This window comes from Lolliginicoccus lacisalsi, from assembly GCF_014841105.1.
GTDB lineage: Bacteria > Actinomycetota > Actinomycetes > Mycobacteriales > Mycobacteriaceae > Lolliginicoccus > Lolliginicoccus lacisalsi.
In genome coordinates this window covers 569,483-586,906 of the sequence record NZ_JACYWE010000001.1, presented here as the reverse complement: position 1 = coordinate 586,906, position 17,424 = coordinate 569,483, and the positions used below count along the sequence as shown (strand labels likewise).

Annotated in this window: 13 protein-coding genes; 4 read left to right on the top strand and 9 right to left on the bottom strand. The window is 68.8% G+C overall.

The genetic code is table 11. The annotated features are described in order from the left end of the window. Positions 1 to 3,356 (bottom strand): ATP-dependent RNA helicase HrpA (gene hrpA, locus HT102_RS02680; RefSeq protein WP_192037837.1); only part of this gene is annotated, 3,356 nt, incomplete at its 3' end. 55 nt (positions 3,357 to 3,411) lie between these two features. Further along, on the bottom strand, positions 3,412 to 4,299 hold the full coding sequence (locus tag HT102_RS02675) for an oxygenase MpaB family protein (RefSeq protein WP_192037836.1): 888 nt from the start codon (positions 4,297 to 4,299) through the stop codon (positions 3,412 to 3,414). Positions 4,300 to 4,436: 137 nt separating this feature from the next. Between HT102_RS02675 and HT102_RS02670 the strand changes: the two genes are divergently transcribed. Beyond that, entirely contained in the window at positions 4,437 to 4,718 is a 282-nt protein-coding gene (locus HT102_RS02670; RefSeq protein WP_192037835.1) for a DUF1490 family protein, read from the top strand. A gap of 11 nt (positions 4,719 to 4,729) precedes the next feature. Next, entirely contained in the window at positions 4,730 to 6,952 is a 2,223-nt protein-coding gene (locus tag HT102_RS02665) for a heavy metal translocating P-type ATPase (RefSeq protein WP_192037834.1), read from the top strand. Here HT102_RS02665 and HT102_RS02660 read toward each other — a convergent pair. From HT102_RS02660 to HT102_RS02640, 5 genes are all read right to left on the bottom strand, one after another. Further along, positions 6,945 to 7,193 (bottom strand): hypothetical protein, encoded by a 249-nt coding sequence (locus tag HT102_RS02660; RefSeq protein ID WP_192037833.1) that lies wholly within the window; start codon positions 7,191 to 7,193, stop codon positions 6,945 to 6,947. The genes HT102_RS02665 and HT102_RS02660 overlap by 8 nt on opposite strands. A 5-nt stretch (positions 7,194 to 7,198) precedes the next feature. Continuing rightward, positions 7,199 to 9,691: a DEAD/DEAH box helicase gene (locus HT102_RS02655; RefSeq protein WP_192037832.1), complete on the bottom strand. Its 2,493-nt coding sequence runs from the start codon at positions 9,689 to 9,691 to the stop codon at positions 7,199 to 7,201. 71 nt (positions 9,692 to 9,762) lie between these two features. After that, positions 9,763 to 10,812 (bottom strand): alpha/beta fold hydrolase, encoded by a 1,050-nt coding sequence (locus HT102_RS02650; RefSeq protein ID WP_192037831.1) that lies wholly within the window; start codon positions 10,810 to 10,812, stop codon positions 9,763 to 9,765. Between the two features lie 381 nt (positions 10,813 to 11,193). Beyond that, positions 11,194 to 12,024, bottom strand: coding sequence for a transglutaminase-like domain-containing protein (locus tag HT102_RS02645; RefSeq protein WP_333473247.1), 831 nt, complete (start codon positions 12,022 to 12,024; stop codon positions 11,194 to 11,196). A gap of 43 nt (positions 12,025 to 12,067) precedes the next feature. Next, positions 12,068 to 13,030: a proteasome assembly chaperone family protein gene (locus tag HT102_RS02640; RefSeq protein WP_192037830.1), complete on the bottom strand. Its 963-nt coding sequence runs from the start codon at positions 13,028 to 13,030 to the stop codon at positions 12,068 to 12,070. A 363-nt stretch (positions 13,031 to 13,393) separates the two neighbouring features. On the opposite strand from HT102_RS02640, the gene HT102_RS02635 reads away from it, so the two are divergent. Next, positions 13,394 to 14,197: a hypothetical protein gene (locus HT102_RS02635; protein WP_192037829.1), complete on the top strand. Its 804-nt coding sequence runs from the start codon at positions 13,394 to 13,396 to the stop codon at positions 14,195 to 14,197. A 165-nt stretch (positions 14,198 to 14,362) separates the two neighbouring features. Continuing rightward, a complete protein-coding gene (locus HT102_RS02630) occupies positions 14,363 to 15,574 on the top strand; it encodes a DUF4192 domain-containing protein (protein WP_192037828.1) in 1,212 nt (403 codons plus the stop codon). A gap of 41 nt (positions 15,575 to 15,615) precedes the next feature. Here HT102_RS02630 and galE read toward each other — a convergent pair whose 3' ends face one another. Together galE and HT102_RS02620 are read right to left on the bottom strand one after the other, a co-directional pair. Then, entirely contained in the window at positions 15,616 to 16,611 is a 996-nt protein-coding gene (galE, locus tag HT102_RS02625; RefSeq protein WP_192037827.1) for a UDP-glucose 4-epimerase GalE, read from the bottom strand. Then, the gene (locus HT102_RS02620; protein WP_192037826.1) at positions 16,611 to 17,297 is read right to left on the bottom strand and encodes a metal-dependent transcriptional regulator; all 687 of its coding nucleotides are present in this window, start codon (positions 17,295 to 17,297) and stop codon (positions 16,611 to 16,613) included. Before HT102_RS02620 ends, galE begins: the two co-directional genes overlap by 1 nt. Between the last annotated feature and the right edge of the window lie 127 nt (positions 17,298 to 17,424).

Sequence of the window (17,424 nt, the reverse complement as noted above, 5' to 3'; positions counted from 1 at the left end):
CCGGGGGCGGCATTCAGCGAGAGCCGCTGCGGCGTGGAGAGCCCCTGCATCACGGACTTCGGCACCGGCCCCAGCGCCCGGGCGACCAGTGCCCGCGTGCCCGCGCGCATCCCCGCGACCTGGGCCGCACGGGTCGGTAGCACCCGCACCGAGACTCCCTCGGGTCCCACCACCAGCGACGGGAAGCCCCGCAAGCGCTGTCCGCGCGCCTCCTGGTCCACGACCGGCGGGATGGTGCCGAGCGTCGCGCCGGTCCACTCCCACGCCGGTGGCCGCGAAACCGATCCACCGACGCGGGCCACCGCGCGCGAGACCGCCCCCGCGAGCGCGTCACGAACCTCGTCGAGGTCCTTCGACGCACGCACCACGGTGCCCTCGTCATCGGTCGCGGCGAACGTCATCCGCAAGTGCGGGGGCAGCGCGGTGGCGTCGAAATCGTCCGGCGCGATCCGTGTTCCACCCAGCCGCGAGAGCTCGCGGGCCATCCCGATGGCAAGCGGCTCGCGGCGCGGCGCGAGGGCGGCCAGCGCCGCGGAGCCAAACTCGGGCGCGGGCACCACGTTGCGGCGCAAGTTCTTCGGCAGGGTCTTGACCAGAGCGGCCGCGAGCTCCTCGCGCAGGCCGGGCACCAGCCAGTCGAAGCCGATGGTCCGGACCTGGGGCAGCTGCGCGAGGGGAATGCGCACGGTCACGCCGTCGTCGGGGTGGCCTGGCTCGAAACGGTAGGACAGCGGCAGCAGCAGCTCCCCCTGCTTCCACGCGTCGGGGAAGTCCTGGGCGCGCACGCGGTCGGCCTGCGGGTTGACGACGGTGTCCTCGGTGAACAACAGCAGCCCAGGATCGGTGCGGCTGGCCTTCTTCCACCAGGAGTCGAAGTGCCGGACGGACACCACGTCGGCGGGAATGCGGGCGTCGTAGAAGTCGAACAGGGCATCGTCGGTGACAACGATCCCGCGGCGCCGAGCTCGATTCTCGAGGTCCTCCACGTCGTCGAGCAATGCCCGGTTGCGGTGGAAGAACTCATGGCGGAACTCCCATTCGCCCTGCACGAGCGCATGGCGGATGAACAGGTCCCGGGCGGTCTCGGGGTCGATCCGGCCGTAGTTGACGCGGCGCTGCGCGGCGAGCGGCACCCCGAAAAGGGTGACGCGCTCGTAGGCGAGGACCGCGCCCTGCTTGGTGGACCAGTGCGGCTCCGAATAGGTGCGCTTGGCGAGATCGCCGGCGAGCTGCTCGGCCCAGCCCGGCTCGATGCGGGCAGTGGTGCGCGCCCACAGCCGCGAGGTCTCCACGAGCTCCGCGGCCATCACGAACTGCGGTGGCTTCTTCGCCAGCACCGAGCCCGGGAAGATCATGAACCGGGCGCCACGGGCGCCGAGGAACTCGCGGGAATCGGACTCCCGGAGCCCGATGTGGGAGAGCAGCCCCGCGAGGAGGGCCTGGTGAATGGTGTCCGGCCCGGCAGGCTGCTCGTTGGGCTCCCAGCCGAGGCCCGAGCAGATGGAGCGGAGCTGGCCGCGCAGGTCCTGCCACTCGCGGATGCGTTGCCAGTGCAGGAACTCGGTGCGGCACATCTTGCGGAACTGGCTGGAGGACAGCTCCGCCCGCTGCTCGCGGATGTAGTCCCACAGCGCGAGGTAGGCGAGGAAGTCCGAGCCCGATTCGGTGAAGCGACGGTGCAGCTCGTCGGCCTTCTGCTGGTGCTCGGTAGGCCGCTCGCGCGCGTCCTGGATGGACATGCCAGAAACGATGGTGAGCACCTCGGCGAGGCAGCCGGTGGTGCGGGCCTCGACGAGCATGCGCGCCATGCGGGGATCGACTGGCAGTTGCGCGAGCTGCCGGCCCGCAGGGGTGAGGGTGACATGGCCGTCGGGCCGGCCGGACTCCAGCGCGCCAAGCTCCTGCAGCAGCCGCACGCCGTCGCGGATGGCGCGATCGTCGGGCTTGTCGATGAACGGGAACGCGGCGATGTCGCCGAGGCCGAGGCTAGCCATCTGGAGGATGACGGACGCGAGGTTGGTGCGCAGGATCTCCGGATCAGTGAAGGGCGGCCGCGCGTCGTGGTCCTCCTCGGAGTACAGGCGGATGCAGATGCCGTCGGAGAGGCGTCCGCAGCGTCCGGCGCGCTGCCGGGCCGATGCTTGGGAGATCGGCTCGATGGGCAGGCGCTGCACCTTGGTGCGCAGGGAGTAGCGGGAGATGCGCGCGAAGCCTGGGTCGATGACGTAGCGGATCCCGGGGACGGTCAGCGAGGTCTCGGCGACATTGGTGGACAGCACGATGCGCCTGCCGCTGTGGCGGGTGAACACGCGATGCTGCTCGGCGGAGGACAGCCGGGCGTAGAGGGGCACGATCTCGGTGCTGGGCAACTTCTTGTCATTCAGCGCATCGGCGGTGTCGCGGATCTCCCGCTCGCCGGAGAGGAAGACGAGGATGTCACCGGGGCCCTCGCGGACGAGCTCGTCGACGGCATCGCTGATCGCCTCGATGGGGTCGCGCTCGATCAGGAAGTAGTCATCGTGGTCGTCGTCTGGATCCCGGTTCCGCCCGGCTGGATGGGCAGGCACCTCGTCGACGAGCGGCCGGTAGCGCATCTCCACCGGATAGGTGCGGCCCGAGACCTCCACGATGGGCGCGGGGGAGTCCTCGGTGCCGAAGTGGGCCGCGAAGCGCTCGGGGTCGATGGTGGCGGAGGTTATGATCACCTTGAGGTCGGGGCGGCGCGGCAGGAGCTGCTTGAGGTAGCCGAGCAGGAAGTCGATATTGAGGCTGCGCTCGTGGGCCTCGTCGATGATGATCGTGTCGTACGCGCGGAGCATGCGGTCGCGCTGGATCTCGTTGAGCAGGATGCCGTCGGTCATCAGCTTCACAAGCGTGGTGTCGGAGACCTTGTCGGTGAATCTCACGGCGTAGCCGACGGCGGTGCCGAGCTCGCAGCCGAGCTCCTCGGCGATGCGCTCGGAGACAGAGCGGGCGGCGAGCCGGCGCGGCTGGGTGTGCCCGATGGTGCCGCGTACGCCGCGGCCGAGCTCGAGGCAGATCTTCGGCAACTGGGTGGTCTTGCCGGAACCCGTCTCCCCGGCGACGATGACGACCTGATGGTCGCGGATGGCGGCGGCGATGTCGTCGCGTCGCTCGCTGACCGGCAGCTCGACGGGGTAGGTGATCGTGGGCATTCCAGCTTGGCGCCGCTGCACGATCGACGACGCCTGCTCGATGGCCCGGCCGAGCTTCTCGACATCCTGCTCGGAGCGGGCCCGCCGGAGACGCTGCCCGAGGCGGTGGGCGTCGCGGATGGTGAGCTGGGTGAGGGCGTCGCGCAGATCCGCGCGGGGCACCGGCTGGGATGATCTCATGCTGCCACCAAGGATAGGCGGTGACCGGGCGGCGCTGTCCAGCCAGTATACCGCGCTACGCCGGGAGGTTCGGCTTGGCGGCAGTTGCTCCGCGCTCCGGGAATGTTCCAAGCTCGGCGATCTCGAAGCCATGCGGGTAGGAGCGGATGGTGCCGGCGTCGATGGCGTGGAAAGGGCGCTTGCGCCGCGGCAGGAATCGCACGATCAGCGCGCGACCGCGCAGGGCGCCATGGACGAGCCGGCGCTCGGCGCTGGTGGGGCGCGGATAGCGCAGGGCGTCGAGGAGGAGGTCATCCATCACCGAGAGGACGCCGCGGCGCACTAGCCGACCGGGCAGCAACCGGGCGCCCGGGAACGTGCACAGCAGGTCGAGCGTGGCATCGGCGACGGCGCGCCCGCCGTTGCTGTAGGCGAAGTGCTCGCGCTCGTAGGCATCGAGGTGGTCGGCGAACCCCGCGTAGGTGGTCGGGATATCGCGCACGCCCATGCGGCGTCCCATCTCGGTCCAATAGCGCACGCCCGCGGCCCGCTCATCGTCGGTCAGGTCGCGCCAGCCGTAGTCGCGCACCCAGCGGGAGGTCGTGACGACGAACGTGGTGAGCACATACAGCATGTCGTCGTTGCTGATGGAGTAGGCGCGGTGCATGTGGTTGATGCGCCGGATGGCGGCAGTGCTCTCCGGGTGCGCGAAACCGTGCTGCTGCACCACATCGAGCAGGAGGGCGGTGTCGTCGTAGCGGCGCTGCGTGCGGGCGGTGAACTCACCGGTCCGGGCGAGCAGGTTCCCGATGGAGGGCACGGCGAACGTGCGGAACAGGGCGAGGCTGAGGGCCTGGCGGTAGTCCCACGGGAACTCGAGGGAGGTGACGATGGCGGACATGCGCGCATGGTCTCGCTCGGGATCGAGACCGAGCGTGGCGGGTTGGCGCCGCGACCACCTCATGGGAACCATGGTACGGATGCAGTGCCGGTGGTCGATAGCTTTATCGCGGTGGGCCCCCGCTGCCGCTCATCATGCGGCACAATCGGAGCCATGGAGCGAAGCACTCCCTGCAAGTCGAGAAGCCGGAGGAATGTCGCATGATTCACGGTGCCCTGCTCGGCAAGGCCGCGGGAACGCTCGTCACGGGCGTGGTGGGCGCTGCCGCCTACAACAGTGTCCGCTGGGCGGTTCGCAATACTCCGGTCCGCGAGATCGCCGTCACCGCGACCGCCGTGGGCCTGCGTGGCGTGCGCAAGGCGGAGGAGGGCGCGGAGAACGTGCGGCTCGCCGCGGCCGACATCGTGGCGGAGGCGCGCGAGCGTGTCGGTGAGGACGCGCCGCCTCCGAGCCATCCCGTGGGCCACGGGCACACGCACTAGTCCAGCGCGCGATGAATGGCTCCGAGGACGTCAAAGCCCTGGGCGACGACCCGACCGGCGAGGTGGAGATCATCGCCATCGCGGCGGGCCGGCTGCGGGCCAGGGTCCAGTGGCTGCATCGCAGCCCCGCGCGGGCCGTGGCGATCGAGGACGCGCTGGAAGTAGTGCACGGGGTGCGGGCGGTCCATGCCTATCCGCGGACCAGTTCGGTGGTGGTGTGGTACTCGCCCAACCGGGTCGGCCCGCTCGACCTCGTCGCGGCCATCGCCAGCGCCGACGAGGTCGACGCCCGCGCCGTTCCGTCGCGGGAGCCATACTCCGCGGACGTCGCCACCGGGGACCTAGCGCGCATGACGCTCGGCGCGGGAGCGCTGCTTGTGCTGGGGATCCGCCGCTACGTGCTGCTGCGACCGCCTGTCCTCGGGCCAACCAGCCGCCTGCTGGCCACCGGGGTCACCATCATCACGGGCTACCCCTTCCTCCGGGGCGCGGCGCGGGCGCTGACTCGATCGTCGGTGGGTGGCACGGACACGCTTGTCTCGGCAGCGACGGTGGCTTCGCTGCTGCTGCGCGAGAACGTTGTGGCACTGACCGTCCTGTGGCTGCTGAACATCGGCGAGTACTTGCAGGACCTTACTCTGCGGCGAACGCGACGGGCGATCTCGGAGCTGCTGACCGGCGCGCAGGACACCACCTGGGTGCGGACACCCGATGGCAGCGAGGTGCAGATCGATATCGATGCGGTGGGCGTGGGTGATCATGTCGTGGTCCATGAGCATGTGGCCCTGCCCGTCGATGGGGTGATCATCGAGGGCGATGGGATCGTCGATCAATCCGCCATCACCGGGGAAACCCTTCCGGTGACTGTCGTCGCGGGGGAGCAGGTGCACGCGGGCTCGGTGCTCGTGCGGGGCCGCATCATCGTCGAGGCGCGAGCAGTCGGCAAGGACACCGCGATCGGTCGCATCATTGGTCGCGTGGAGCAGGCCCAGGCCGATCGGGCACCCATCCAGACGGTGGGGGAGAACTTCTCCCGCCGGTTCGTGCCCGCATCGTTCCTGCTCGCAGGAGCGACGCTGGCCCTGACGCGTGATGTGCGCCGCGCCATGACGATGCTGCTCATCGCATGCCCGTGCGCGGTGGGGCTGTCAACACCGACGGCGATCAGCGCGGCCATCGGCAACGGCGCGCGCCGAGGCATCCTCATCAAGGGCGGATCTCACCTGGAGCTCGCGGGCCGGGTGGATGTGATCGTGCTGGACAAGACGGGCACCTTGACGGTGGGCAGGCCGGTGGTGACCAATATCGTCAGCTTCCATGCCGCGTGGGACGCCAGCGATGTGCTGGCCTACGCGGCAAGCTCGGAGATCCATTCGCGGCATCCGCTGGCGCAGGCGGTCATCCGGTCGACGGAGGAGCGCCGCATCGTGATCCCGCCCCACGAGCAGTGCGAGGTACTGGTGGGCCTTGGCATGCGAACGTGGGCGGATGGCCGGACGCTGCTGCTGGGCAGTCCCGCGCTGCTCGAGTCCGAGGGCGTCACGGTGGGCGAGGACGCGCGCTCCTGGGTGGGCAGGCTGCGCAAGCAGGCGCAGACCCCGCTGCTGTTGTCCGTCAACGGTGAGCTCGTGGGGCTCGTGAGCGTGCAGGACCAGATCCGCCCCGAGGCGCGCGCGATCCTTGATGAGCTGCGCGCGGCGGGGGTGTCACGATTCGTGATGCTCACTGGGGATCATCCCGACACCGCCGCCGCGGTGGCCCGCGAGCTCGGCATCACCGAGTGGCGGGCGGAGGTGCTGCCCGAGCACAAGCTCGACGTTGTCGAGGCATTGCGCGCCGAGGGCTGCACGGTCGCGATGGTGGGCGACGGCACCAACGATGCCCCCGCGCTCGCCGGCGCGGACATCGGCATCGCGATGGGCATCGCGGGCACCGACGTGGCGGTGGAGACCGCGGATGTCGCCCTGGCCACGGATGACCTGCACCGGCTGCTGGACCTGCGGGAACTGGGCGGACACACGGTCGAGGTGATCCGCCAGAACTATGGCATGTCGATCACCGTCAACGCGGCGGGGCTGGTGCTGAGCGCACTAGGGACATTGTCGCCGGTGCTCGCGGCGATCCTGCACAATGCGTCGTCGGTTGCGGTGGTCGCGAACAGCTCACGGCTGATCCGGTACCGGCTGGCCGATGGCGCTGCCGCTAGTAGTGCTGGGACCGCTGGCCCTACGTGAGGACCGTGAGGATCATCGCGACCAGGATGGGCACGAGGAAGAGCGCAGCGATCACCAGGACACGACCACGGTAGCGGGGCCCGGACGGCAGTGGATACACCCCCGCTAGTGGCCGGTCGAGCTGCGCTGGCGGGATGTCCCTCTCGGGCAGGGTGTCGGAGAACCCTAGCTCGCGCATGCGCTGCTCGCGCTCCTGCGCCTCCCGCAGGCGCTTGCGCGCGGAATAGTGGCCACCGCCCATGGTTCCTATCCTTCCTCGATCGTCAGGTTCTCGATGACGACCTCGCCCGCGCTGTCGCACTCGGCGAGATCGATGCTCGCGACGAATGCCCAGCCGAGGTCACCGTCCGGATCGTGCAGTGCTTGCCGCACCTCCCACCGTCCCGGTTGCTCGTCGATCTGGAACAGCGCTGGTCCGCGCGCATCCGGGCCGGCGTCGATCTCGCCGTACTCGTTGAGGTAGGGGACGAGCTGCTCGAACCACTCCTCGGCTGTCATGTCGCCCAGCTCGGCGAGCTCGGCCCACTTGCGGCGCGAGGCAAGCTCGACGCGCCGGAACATCGCGTTGCGCACCATGCGGCGGAACGCCCGGGCATTGGACGTCAGCGCCCGCACGGAGTCCTCGCCGAATGCCTGCTGCTGGGGCGCTTCGGCAGCGGGGTTGACGAGCTGCTCCCACTCGTCGAGCAAGCTCGAGTCGACCTGCCGGATCAGCTCCCCGAGCCACTCGATGAGGTCGTCGAGCTCCTCGTCGCGAGCATCCGAAGGAACGGTCTGCCGCAGGGCGCGGTAGGCATCAGCGAGGTAGCGCAGGATCACGCCTTCGGAGCGGTTGAGGCCATAGGTGGAGATGAGATCGGCGAACGTCATGCCCTTCTCCACCATGTCGCGCACCACTGCCTTGGGGGAGAGGCTGAACTCCGCTACCCAGGGGTGGCCTGCCCGGTAGGTCTCGAACGCGGGGGCGAGCAGATCCTCGAGCGGCTTGGGCCAGGTGATCTCGTCGAGCAGCTCCATGCGCTCGTTGTACTCGATGCCGTCGGCCTTCATCTCGCCGATGGCCTCTCCACGCGCAGCGTGCTGCTGCGCCATCAGCAGGGGCCGGGGATCGTCGAGGGTGGCCTCGATGACGGAGACCACGTCGAGCGCGTAGGCGGGCGAATCGCGGTCGAGCAGCTCGATCGCGGCGAGCGCGAAGGGCGACAAGGGCTGGTTGAGCGCGAAGTCCCGCTGCAGCTCCACCGTCAGCCGGGCCCAGCGACCGTTCTCGTCGGGCTCATCGAGCCGCTCGACGATCCGGGCGTTGAGCAGCCCGCGATACAGCGCGATGGCCTGCCGGATGTGCTTGCGCTGCGCGGGCCGGGCCTCGTGATTGTCCTCGAGCAGGTGCCGCATGGCAGTGAAGCAGTTGCCGGGCCGGGCGATGACGTTCAGCAGGAGCGAATTGGTGACGCGGAACCGCGAGACGAGAGGCTCGGGGGATGCTGCGACCAGCTTGTCGAATGTCTGCTCGGTCCAGTTGACCACTCCATCCGGGGCCTTCTTGCGCTGCACCTTGCGCCGCTTCTTCGGATCATCGCCGGCCTTCGCGAGCGCGCGGGCATTCTCGATCTCGTGCTCGGGGGCCTGCACCACCACGGATCCGGTGGTGTCGAACCCGGCGCGGCCCGCGCGCCCCGCGATCTGATGGAACTCGCGGGCTCGCAGCAGCCGGTTACGGGTGCCATCAAACTCGGTGAGCCCGGTGAAGAGGACCGTGCGGATCGGTACGTTGATGCCGACGCCAAGGGTGTCGGTTCCGCAGATGACCTTGAGCAAGCCCTCCTGTGCAAGCTTCTCGACCAGTCGCCGGTACTTGGGCAGCATGCCCGCGTGGTGCACCCCGATGCCATGCTTGATCAGGCGCGAGAGCACGCGCCCGAAACCGGTGGTGAACCGGAAGCCGCGGATGGCCTCGGCGATGCGGTCTCGATCCTCCCGCGAGGCAACGTTGATGCTGGTCAGCGACTGGGCCCGCGCGAGCGCCGAGGCCTGGGTGAAGTGCACCACGTAGACGGGCGCCTGAGGGGTGGTGACAAGCTCCTCGATCGTCTCGTGGATCGGGGTCATCGCGTAGGAGAACACCAGCGGCACGGGACGCTCGGCCCCGGCGATGTGCGCGGTCTCGCGCCCGGTGCGCCGCGTCAGGTCCTCCTGGAAGAACCGCACGTCGCCGAGGGTCGCGGACATCAGCAGGAACTGCGCGCCCGTCAGCTCGATGATCGGGACCTGCCACGCCCACCCGCGATCGGGCTCGGAGTAGAAGTGGAACTCATCCATCACCACCTGCCCGACGTTCGCCTCCGCGCCCTCGCGCAGCGCGAGGTTGGCGAGGATCTCCGCGGTGGCGCAGATGATCGGGGCCGACGGGTTGACGGCGGCGTCACCGGTCATCATGCCGACGTTCTCGGCGCCGAAGACCTCGCACAGGGCGAAGAACTTCTCGCTGACCAGGGCCTTGATGGGCGCGGTGTAGAAGGTGCGGGTGCCCTGCACCATTGCGGTGAAGTGCGCGGCCATGGCGACCAGCGACTTCCCCGAGCCGGTCGGAGTGGCGAGGATGACGGTGGATCCGGCGACGATCTCGAGCAGTGCCTCTTCCTGGGCGGGATACATCGTGATTCCCTGCTCGCTGGCCCACGCCTCGAAAGCGTCGTAGATGACCTCGGGCACATTCGGGATCTCGTCAGGGTTGAGCACCGCTCCAGGCTAGTCGCTCGCACCGACACGTCGCGCGCCCCCGATCCTTGCGGCCCTCAGGTGGGGCTGGGTCAGGTGGCGCTGCGCTCGGCGCTGCCCATCGCGTCGAGCACTGCCGAGCGGGTCCAGTCGTTCCCCTTGAGCGCGCGATCGCTCATCCCGTCCATCAGCAGGCGCCGCCACCGGGCGTGATCGAACTCGTGCGGCGCCGTGCTCGCGATGAAGTCCTCCACGACCGTGATGAATCGCTCCGGATCGTCGCGGAACGGGAAGTGCGCGGAATTCCCGAAGATCTCGAGGCGCGAGTTCGGCATCGCGGCGTGCGCGAGGGGGGCGTGCGACACGGGAACGACGCTATCGTGCTCGCCCCAGATGATCTGCACGGGCATCGCCTCGGCCAAGTAGCAGCGATCCAGCCCCGTGACGACCTGCCCGCGGATATCGATGACCGAACGGAGCGTGCGAACGAATGCTGTCCGGTTCTCGGCGTCCGGCAGCGACGAGACGATGCGCATCAGATCGTCGGCGTCGTGCAGGTGATGGGTGAACGGCCGGGCAGCGGTGGCGGCCGCGTGCACCGCTGGCGCCACGCCAGGCAGGCGCATCAGCCTGACGGCCCGCGCGAAACCGGGCAGCGAGGCCATGCGCAGCAGCGGGTTGACCTCCCGGGTGATTCCGCCCGTGCATACGAGCACCAGGCGGTCGACGAGCTCGGGGTACTGGTAGGTGAACTGCATGGCGACCCCGCCGCCGAGCGAATGGCCGACGAGGGTGACCGAGTCGATATCAAGGACGGACAGCAGGTCGCGGATCCCGTTGGCGAACGCGGCGATCGAGTAGTCCGCGCGCGGCTTGTCGGACAGCCCGTGCCCGAGCATGTCGGGGGCGATGACGGTGTGCGTTGCCGCGAGGCGCGGGATGACGTCGTGCCAGGTCGAGGAGTTGTCCCCGATGCCGTGGAGCAGCAGGAGGGCTGGCCCGCTGCCGGCGATTCGGTAGGCGCGGCGGTAGCCGTGGATGACGCGGAACGAGACCGCGGGCTCGTGGCTGGGAACGGCGCGCAGGCGGGCGGCGGAGCGACGCTGGGTCGGGAGCCCGGGGCGGGAATCATTGCGGTCCATGCGCACTCCTTGTCGTCGTGCTGCCCCTGGGCTGCTCGCGGGCGCGAATCCCCGTTGGGCGGGCCTCCGGGTGGGGAGGGTCGGCATGGTCCACGCTAGCGCAGTCATCCACCGCTCAACAAAACTAGATGAAACACATTGTTACATCTAGTTTGCGCTCGTGTGTCCCGCCCTTTTGTGCCGCTCTCTCGCGGACTTTCGCGGTCCCTGGCGCTCTCTGGCGCAGGGGCCCCTTGCGCCGGGAAATGCTCCGCGATTGTGCAAGAAACGACCGGTTTGAGCGCAGGAGGTGTCGCAACTTGCACACGCGCGGCAGGGCGGAGCGGCAGGGCGGAGCGGCAGGGCTCCAGGGCGGTGCCCAGGAGCGCAGGGGGCATGCGCCTACCGCAGAGGGATCAGTCCCTGGTGATCGTCGAAAGGCAGGTCCCCATCGACGACGGCACGGATCGCGGTCGACACGAGCTCCACGTAGCCGCCGTAGGTCGACAGGAACGCGGTGTCCGCAGCGTCGCGGCCCGTGGTCATGCGCAGCATCGACTGGCGCGGACCCAGTCGGCTGGTATCCACGATCATCCACTCGCCCTCGACGAGAGCCTCGCATACGGCATGGAAATCCATCGGGCTGATCCCGGGCGCGTATACCCCGACCAGGCGCGAGGGAACGTCGAGCGCGCGCAGCAGTGCCGTCGTCAGGTGCGCGTAGTCCCGGCACACCCCTTCCCGGTGCAGCATCGTCTGGCTCGCCCCATCCGTGGGCCCGCTGCTGCCGGGCACATACTTCAGGTGCGACCACACCCAGTTCGCGACACGATCGACGATCGCCCGCGCCGACGACAGCCCGGAGAATTCCTCGTACGCCTTGGCGAGGAGCTCATCGGACTCCGCGTAGCGGCTCGGACGCAGGTACAAAGCCTCGTCGAACGGATCAACAGGGATCGGATCGGCCTGGCCGGTGACAGTAGCGGAGTACTCGATGACTACCTGTCCCGGCGGGCAGACGAGCTTGTGCAGCCGTCCCCGGTTGGGCGTGCTGATCTCCAGCAGATCCACGGGACGACCATCCCGTGTTGCCACGAGCTGTTCCTCGACGACGGCGCCCGGCTGGTGCGCCACGGCGATATGGGCGAAGATGCGCGCCGACTGCACGTCGTTCATCTCCACCCGCGAGTAGACCCGCCGTACCAGCGGGGTCGGGGAACTGGATGCGCTCACAGTTCTCTACTGTGAGGCTTGCGCGCCGAATCCGCCACTCGGGTCACCGCTGCCCTTGATCGTTGCCCGGTCCGCCTGGTTCATCGTCGTCGTTTCCGGTTGCCTGCTCGGCGAGGAAGCGCTCGAACTCGGCGCCGAGCTCATCGCCGGAGGGCAGCTCCTGCCCGGACTCGAGCAGCGAGGGGGCCGAGTCGCCGCGGTGGGTGAGGTCATACTGGTTCTCGAGCGCGTGCACCACGGCGGCGGCCTCGTCGTTGCCCGCGAGCTGCTCGTCGACCTGCTCGGCGATCGTGCGCGCCGACTCCTCGAGCGCCTGCAGCGGCACCGAGATGCCCGTCACCTCAGCGACACTTGCCAGCAGCCGCAGGGCCGCAGCCGGGTACGGGGACTGGGACAGGTAGTGCGGCACATGCACCGAGAAGCCGCGGGCGTCGAAGCCGTTCTGGCCCATGCGCAGCTCGAGCAGGGCAGAGGCACTGCCTGGCACCTGCACCTCGCTGCCGAGCCGTTCCGAGGCTGGCACCTTGCCCGGATCACTGGCATGGCCGATAACGCCCAGGGGACGCGTATGCGGGACCGCCATGGGGATCGCGGACAGCCCGACGCTCTGGCTCACCCCGAACCGCTCGGCCAGCACCTGCACGGCGGCGGTGAACTTCTCCCATTTGAAGTCCGGCTCCAGCCCCGCGAGCAGCAGGAATGGCGTGCCTTCCAGGTCCTTCACCGCATACAGGCTCAGCTCTGGCTTGTCGTAGGAGGAGAAGTGATCGGAGACGAACGTCATGGGTGGGCGGCGCGAGCGGTAGTCGATCAGCTCATCGACCGCGAACGAGGCGACGAGCTCGGTCTCGAGGCTCTCGCGCAGGTGGTTCGTCACGATGCTCACCGCATGGCCGGCATCAGCGAAGCCCTCCAGGCCATGCAGCAGCACGGGGCCGGTGCCATCGTTGTGCTCGATGCTCGGGCTCGGGAACTCGAGCTCGTAGATGTGGGAGTCGTCGACCATGGTGCAAGTCCCCCTCTCTGGAACGGGAATCAGTGGCTTCGGGCGCGAAGCGCGGGCCAGAAGTATCGCGCATCGCGCGCGCTGCGTCCACGCGCATGCCTACAAGCATCAACGCACGGGGCAGCCGGTTTGTTTCCGGGGAGCCACCGCCACGTGGACCGCGCCCGTCGCGCGGCGGGTTCGTGACGTGATCGCAATGCATCCGTGACTGTCTAGCTGGTGCTTCACCTCGATCGCGATGTTTGATCGAACATTCGGACGGGCATACTAGACATGGTCGAACGGTATCGAAATCCGTTGCTCTCCAAGCGATCCCACCGGAGCCCGGGGGCACGACCACGAGCAAGGAAGGGGACCTTCAAAGTGCACACCCTGCGTCATGTCACCTCAACGCTCCGAACCCGCGAGCAACCCGCTGCCGGTCGGCATGATCCGCGGCGCCACCTGGCCATGGGCCTCGCCGTGCTCGGGCTGATCGCCGCTACGGCCATTCCCGCGACGGCCTCCCCGTCCGCCGGTGTCGCCGCGCGCGAGACCCTCCAGACGTCCGTACCCCTTCCCACCGGCGTTATCGAGCCAGAGCCGGTCCGTGCGCCTGTTGAGGAGGAACCCAGCGAGCAGCTGTGGAAGCACATGCCGCCAGCCCGCCTCATCGCCGATGGCCCTGCGACAGATCTCAGTGGGGCCGAGGCCCGCGCCGCATACCTCGGTGTGCAAGGCATCGGCGTGCCGACCGGGGCGGGCTCCGCGGAGTGCTTCCCCGGGCTCGATACCGACGCGGTCGCCATGCGGCTCGTGGAGCGCGGGAACGGGGGCGATCCGATCGCGATCGTCGTGCAGCGCGCCGAGCGGCCGCTCTCCGCCGCGGAGGACTCGCTCCGTGCATGCCGGTTCATGAGCCTCGAGACCGAGCAGGGTGGGACTGTCGAGATCGACTCCGTCCTGCTGCCCCGCCCCATGGTCCAGGCTGACCAGTCGCTCGCGCTGGAGCGCCATGTCACGAGCAGGCCCAACCGCGGTGCCCACGCTATCCTCGCGCTCGCCGCGCAGGTCGGCGATGTGCGAGTGATCGCGTTGACGGTTTCCGCGACCGAGGCGCGCCCGGCCAGCGACCCGTTGCACGCCGCATTCCTCGCTGCCATTGATCAGCTCGATCGAACCATCTAGCGTGGCCCGGGCGGCGCGCTCTCCTGCGGCGCTCCCTTCGGCTCGGTAGCACAGGCGGCCGACAATCCTGGCGCCAGATGCCGACCAATCCACAAGAGCGCCGGTTATCCACAGATGCGCGGCACAGCACGAGTGCCTGTGCCGCGCACAGGCATCGTTATCGCCATGACGAACGCCCCGAACCCCGCGACCCCACGAATCACCCTCGGCGACCCCGGCGAGCTCATCGCTGCACTGCCCGCCATGCTTGGCTTCTACCCGGAGGACTCGATCATCGGCATCGCGATGGGAGGGCCCCGCGCGACCGAGATGCGCGGCTTTGTCCGCGCCGACATCCCCTACCTCGAGGATCTCGACGAGGAGTGGAACCAGGATGAGCCCGGTATCGCCTCCGGCCCACCGGATCCAGCGTTGCGAGCCTCCCTGCCCGGCCAGTCGTTCGACTGGTTCGCGGTAGCGGGTCTGAGCCAGTCGCTCGCCGTCTTCGCCCTGAACAATGGCATCGATCATCTTGTGCTGGTGGCCGTGGATTCCCGCAATCCCGAGGAGAACCGCGAGGATCTCATCCACGCGCTAGCCGATCACGTCATCGACAGCGGCGTCACCATTGCGAGCGCCTACCACTGCGCGCGCATCGCCGCCGGCGACGTGTGGCACGCGGTGAGCGCGGCACCAGTAGACAACAGTGCAGCGGGGGATGCAGACGCCGGCTTCTCTGGACTCATCGCGGATCCGAGGGGATCGGAGGCGGCAGCGCACCGGGTCCTCGACGGTCGTGCCATCCATGAGCATCGCCGCGACATCGTCGACGGACTGACCTCGCCCGATGATGCGCGCATCGCTGCGATAGCTGCCGAGCCCACCCCGCCCAGCAAGTCCCGCTCCCGGGAATCCGCCCGCACCACGCCCCCGAGGCGGGCAACTGACGCTGACCGGCTGCGTGCGGTTCTTGCTGCGGTGGCGGACGTGCAGTCGGGGACCGAGCTGTCCAACGCTGAGATCGCGGCCCTCGGGCAGCACCTCCGCAGGCTTGTCGTCCGTGACTGCCTGTTCACCCTGGCGCTCACCGACGAGGCTGATGCCGCTCACTCGCTGTGGATGCTGCTCACCCAGCTACTTAGCGGACCAGCGCGCGCGGAGGCAGCCTGCCTGCTGGCCTACTCGGCCTATGTGGCGGGAGACGGCGCGTGCTCGGGATCGGCCATCGACATTGCCCTGGAGATCGAGCCTGAGCACCGCATGTCGGTCATGCTGGACCAATCGTTGCGCATCGGGCTGCCGCCCCGGCAGATCATGGAGATCGCGTACGTGGGGTGGGATCTCGCTGCCGCGCTCGGAGTCAGCCTGCCACCGCTAGCGTCCCGCCCCGACCTGTAGGCGAGAGTGGCCGGCGAACCAAATGGCCGGGTCCCGCGCCGCTATCGATGCGCGGCGTGGGACCGGTCGCCGAGCTGCCGGGTGAACTCCCAGGCATCAGCCACGATCGTGTCGAGGTCGGTGCGCTGGGGCTTCCAGCCAAGCTCGCTCATGGCGCGGGCGCTCGACGCGATCAAGACCGCTGGATCACCTGCGCGGCGCGGGGAGTCGATGGCGGGGATGTCGCGACCGGTGATCCGGCGGCACGCGTCGATCACCTCGCGCACGGTGAAGCCTTCGCCGCTGCCGAGATTGAGGATGCGGTGCCTGCCTGGTGTGCTCGATTCCAGCGCGAGGATGTGCGCATCCGCGAGGTCGCGGACGTGGATGTAGTCGCGGACCGCAGTGCCGTCCCGCGTGTCCCAGTCGGTGCCGAACACCGAGATGTGCTCCCGCTCGCCCATCGCCACCTGCAGGATCAACGGGATGATGTGGGTCTCCACGGCCCGGTTCTCGCCGGTGCTGCCATACGCTCCCGCCACGTTGAAGTACCGCAGGCTCGTCGCGCCGAGCCCGTAGGCCGCCGCATAAGAGGTGATGGCATGGTCGATGGCCAGCTTCGATGCGCCGTACGGGTTGGTCGGACGAGCCGGCATGTCCTCGGTGATGGGCACGGTGCCGGGTTCCCCGTAGGTCGCTGCCGTGGAGGAGAACACGAGCCGTGGCACCGAATGCTTGCGCAACGCGTCGAGCAACCGCACCGAGGTGATCACATTGCCGTGCCAATACAGGGCGGGATCCTCGACCGACTCGCCCACGAGGGAACGGGCCGCGCAGTGGACCACCCCGTCGAAGGGCTCGCCGTCGATCCCGGCACCGAGCACCGCATCGGCGTGATCAGCGACATCGCCCTCGACGAAGCGAGCGCCATCAGGCACCGCATAGCGGTTGCCGGTGGACAGGTCATCGATGATCACCACATCATGACCAGCCTCGAGCAGCACGGTAGCGATGACACTGCCGACGTAGCCCGCGCCACCGGTAACCAGCAGCCGCATCAGACCAGCTCCACCTGGATGGCGTGGGCCATCTCCTCGGGGATGTCGAGGCCATCGTGGCCCGGAGCGGTGATCAGCACGCCACCGCTATGCGCCTGCACGGTGATGCGCGCGTTCGGTACCACGCCCGCGTCGCGCAGGCGCGAGATCAGATCCACATCGACCTGCACATGCTCGGCGAGACGACGGATGACCACGTTTGTCGGTGCGCCCCTCGGCACCTCCGACAAACGGGTCAGGCCCTTCGACGAAGCGGGCGGCACATCGAGGCCGAGCTTGTCGAGCCCCGGGATCGGATTGCCATACGGAGACGACGTCGGATTGTTGAGGACGGAGACGAGGCGACGCTCCACGTCCTCGCTCATCACATGCTCCCAGCGGCACGCCTCGTTGTGCACGTTCTCCCAATCGAGGCCAATGACATCCACCAGCAAGCGCTCGGCGAGACGATGCTTGCGCATCACCGCGATAGCCAGTTCCCGGCCTGCCGGGGTGAGCTCCAGATGACGATCCCCGGCGACCGCGATCAATCCGTCGCGCTCCATCCTGGCCACGGTCTGGCTCACTGTCGGCCCGCTTTGCTCCAGCCGCTCGGCGATGCGTGCCCGCAGCGGCACCACGCCTTCCTCTTCCAGCTCATAGACCGTGCGGAGGTACATCTCCGTCGTGTCGACCAGTTCTCTCACTCTCACACCCCTCTGTCGAACGCGAGTTTACCTTTACCGGAAGCATTGTGGGGACGGCACTACCGGCGGCGGCGCGCGGGCCCCGCGATTTCGCGCAGGGCGAGAGCGCGAGCCATGCCTGGCGAGG

Coding starts and splice junctions, on each gene's coding strand:
- HT102_RS02675 (WP_192037836.1), bottom strand. CDS start 4,299: ATGAGGTGGTCGCGGCGCCAACCCGCCACGCTCGGTCTCGATCCCGAG.
- HT102_RS02660 (WP_192037833.1), bottom strand. CDS start 7,193: ATGGGCGGTGGCCACTATTCCGCGCGCAAGCGCCTGCGGGAGGCGCAG.
- HT102_RS02650 (WP_192037831.1), bottom strand. CDS start 10,812: ATGGACCGCAATGATTCCCGCCCCGGGCTCCCGACCCAGCGTCGCTCC.
- HT102_RS02665 (WP_192037834.1), top strand. CDS start 4,730: ATGAATGGCTCCGAGGACGTCAAAGCCCTGGGCGACGACCCGACCGGC.
- HT102_RS02670 (WP_192037835.1), top strand. CDS start 4,437: ATGATTCACGGTGCCCTGCTCGGCAAGGCCGCGGGAACGCTCGTCACG.
- HT102_RS02630 (WP_192037828.1), top strand. CDS start 14,363: ATGACGAACGCCCCGAACCCCGCGACCCCACGAATCACCCTCGGCGAC.
- galE (WP_192037827.1), bottom strand. CDS start 16,611: ATGCGGCTGCTGGTTACCGGTGGCGCGGGCTACGTCGGCAGTGTCATC.
- HT102_RS02640 (WP_192037830.1), bottom strand. CDS start 13,030: ATGGTCGACGACTCCCACATCTACGAGCTCGAGTTCCCGAGCCCGAGC.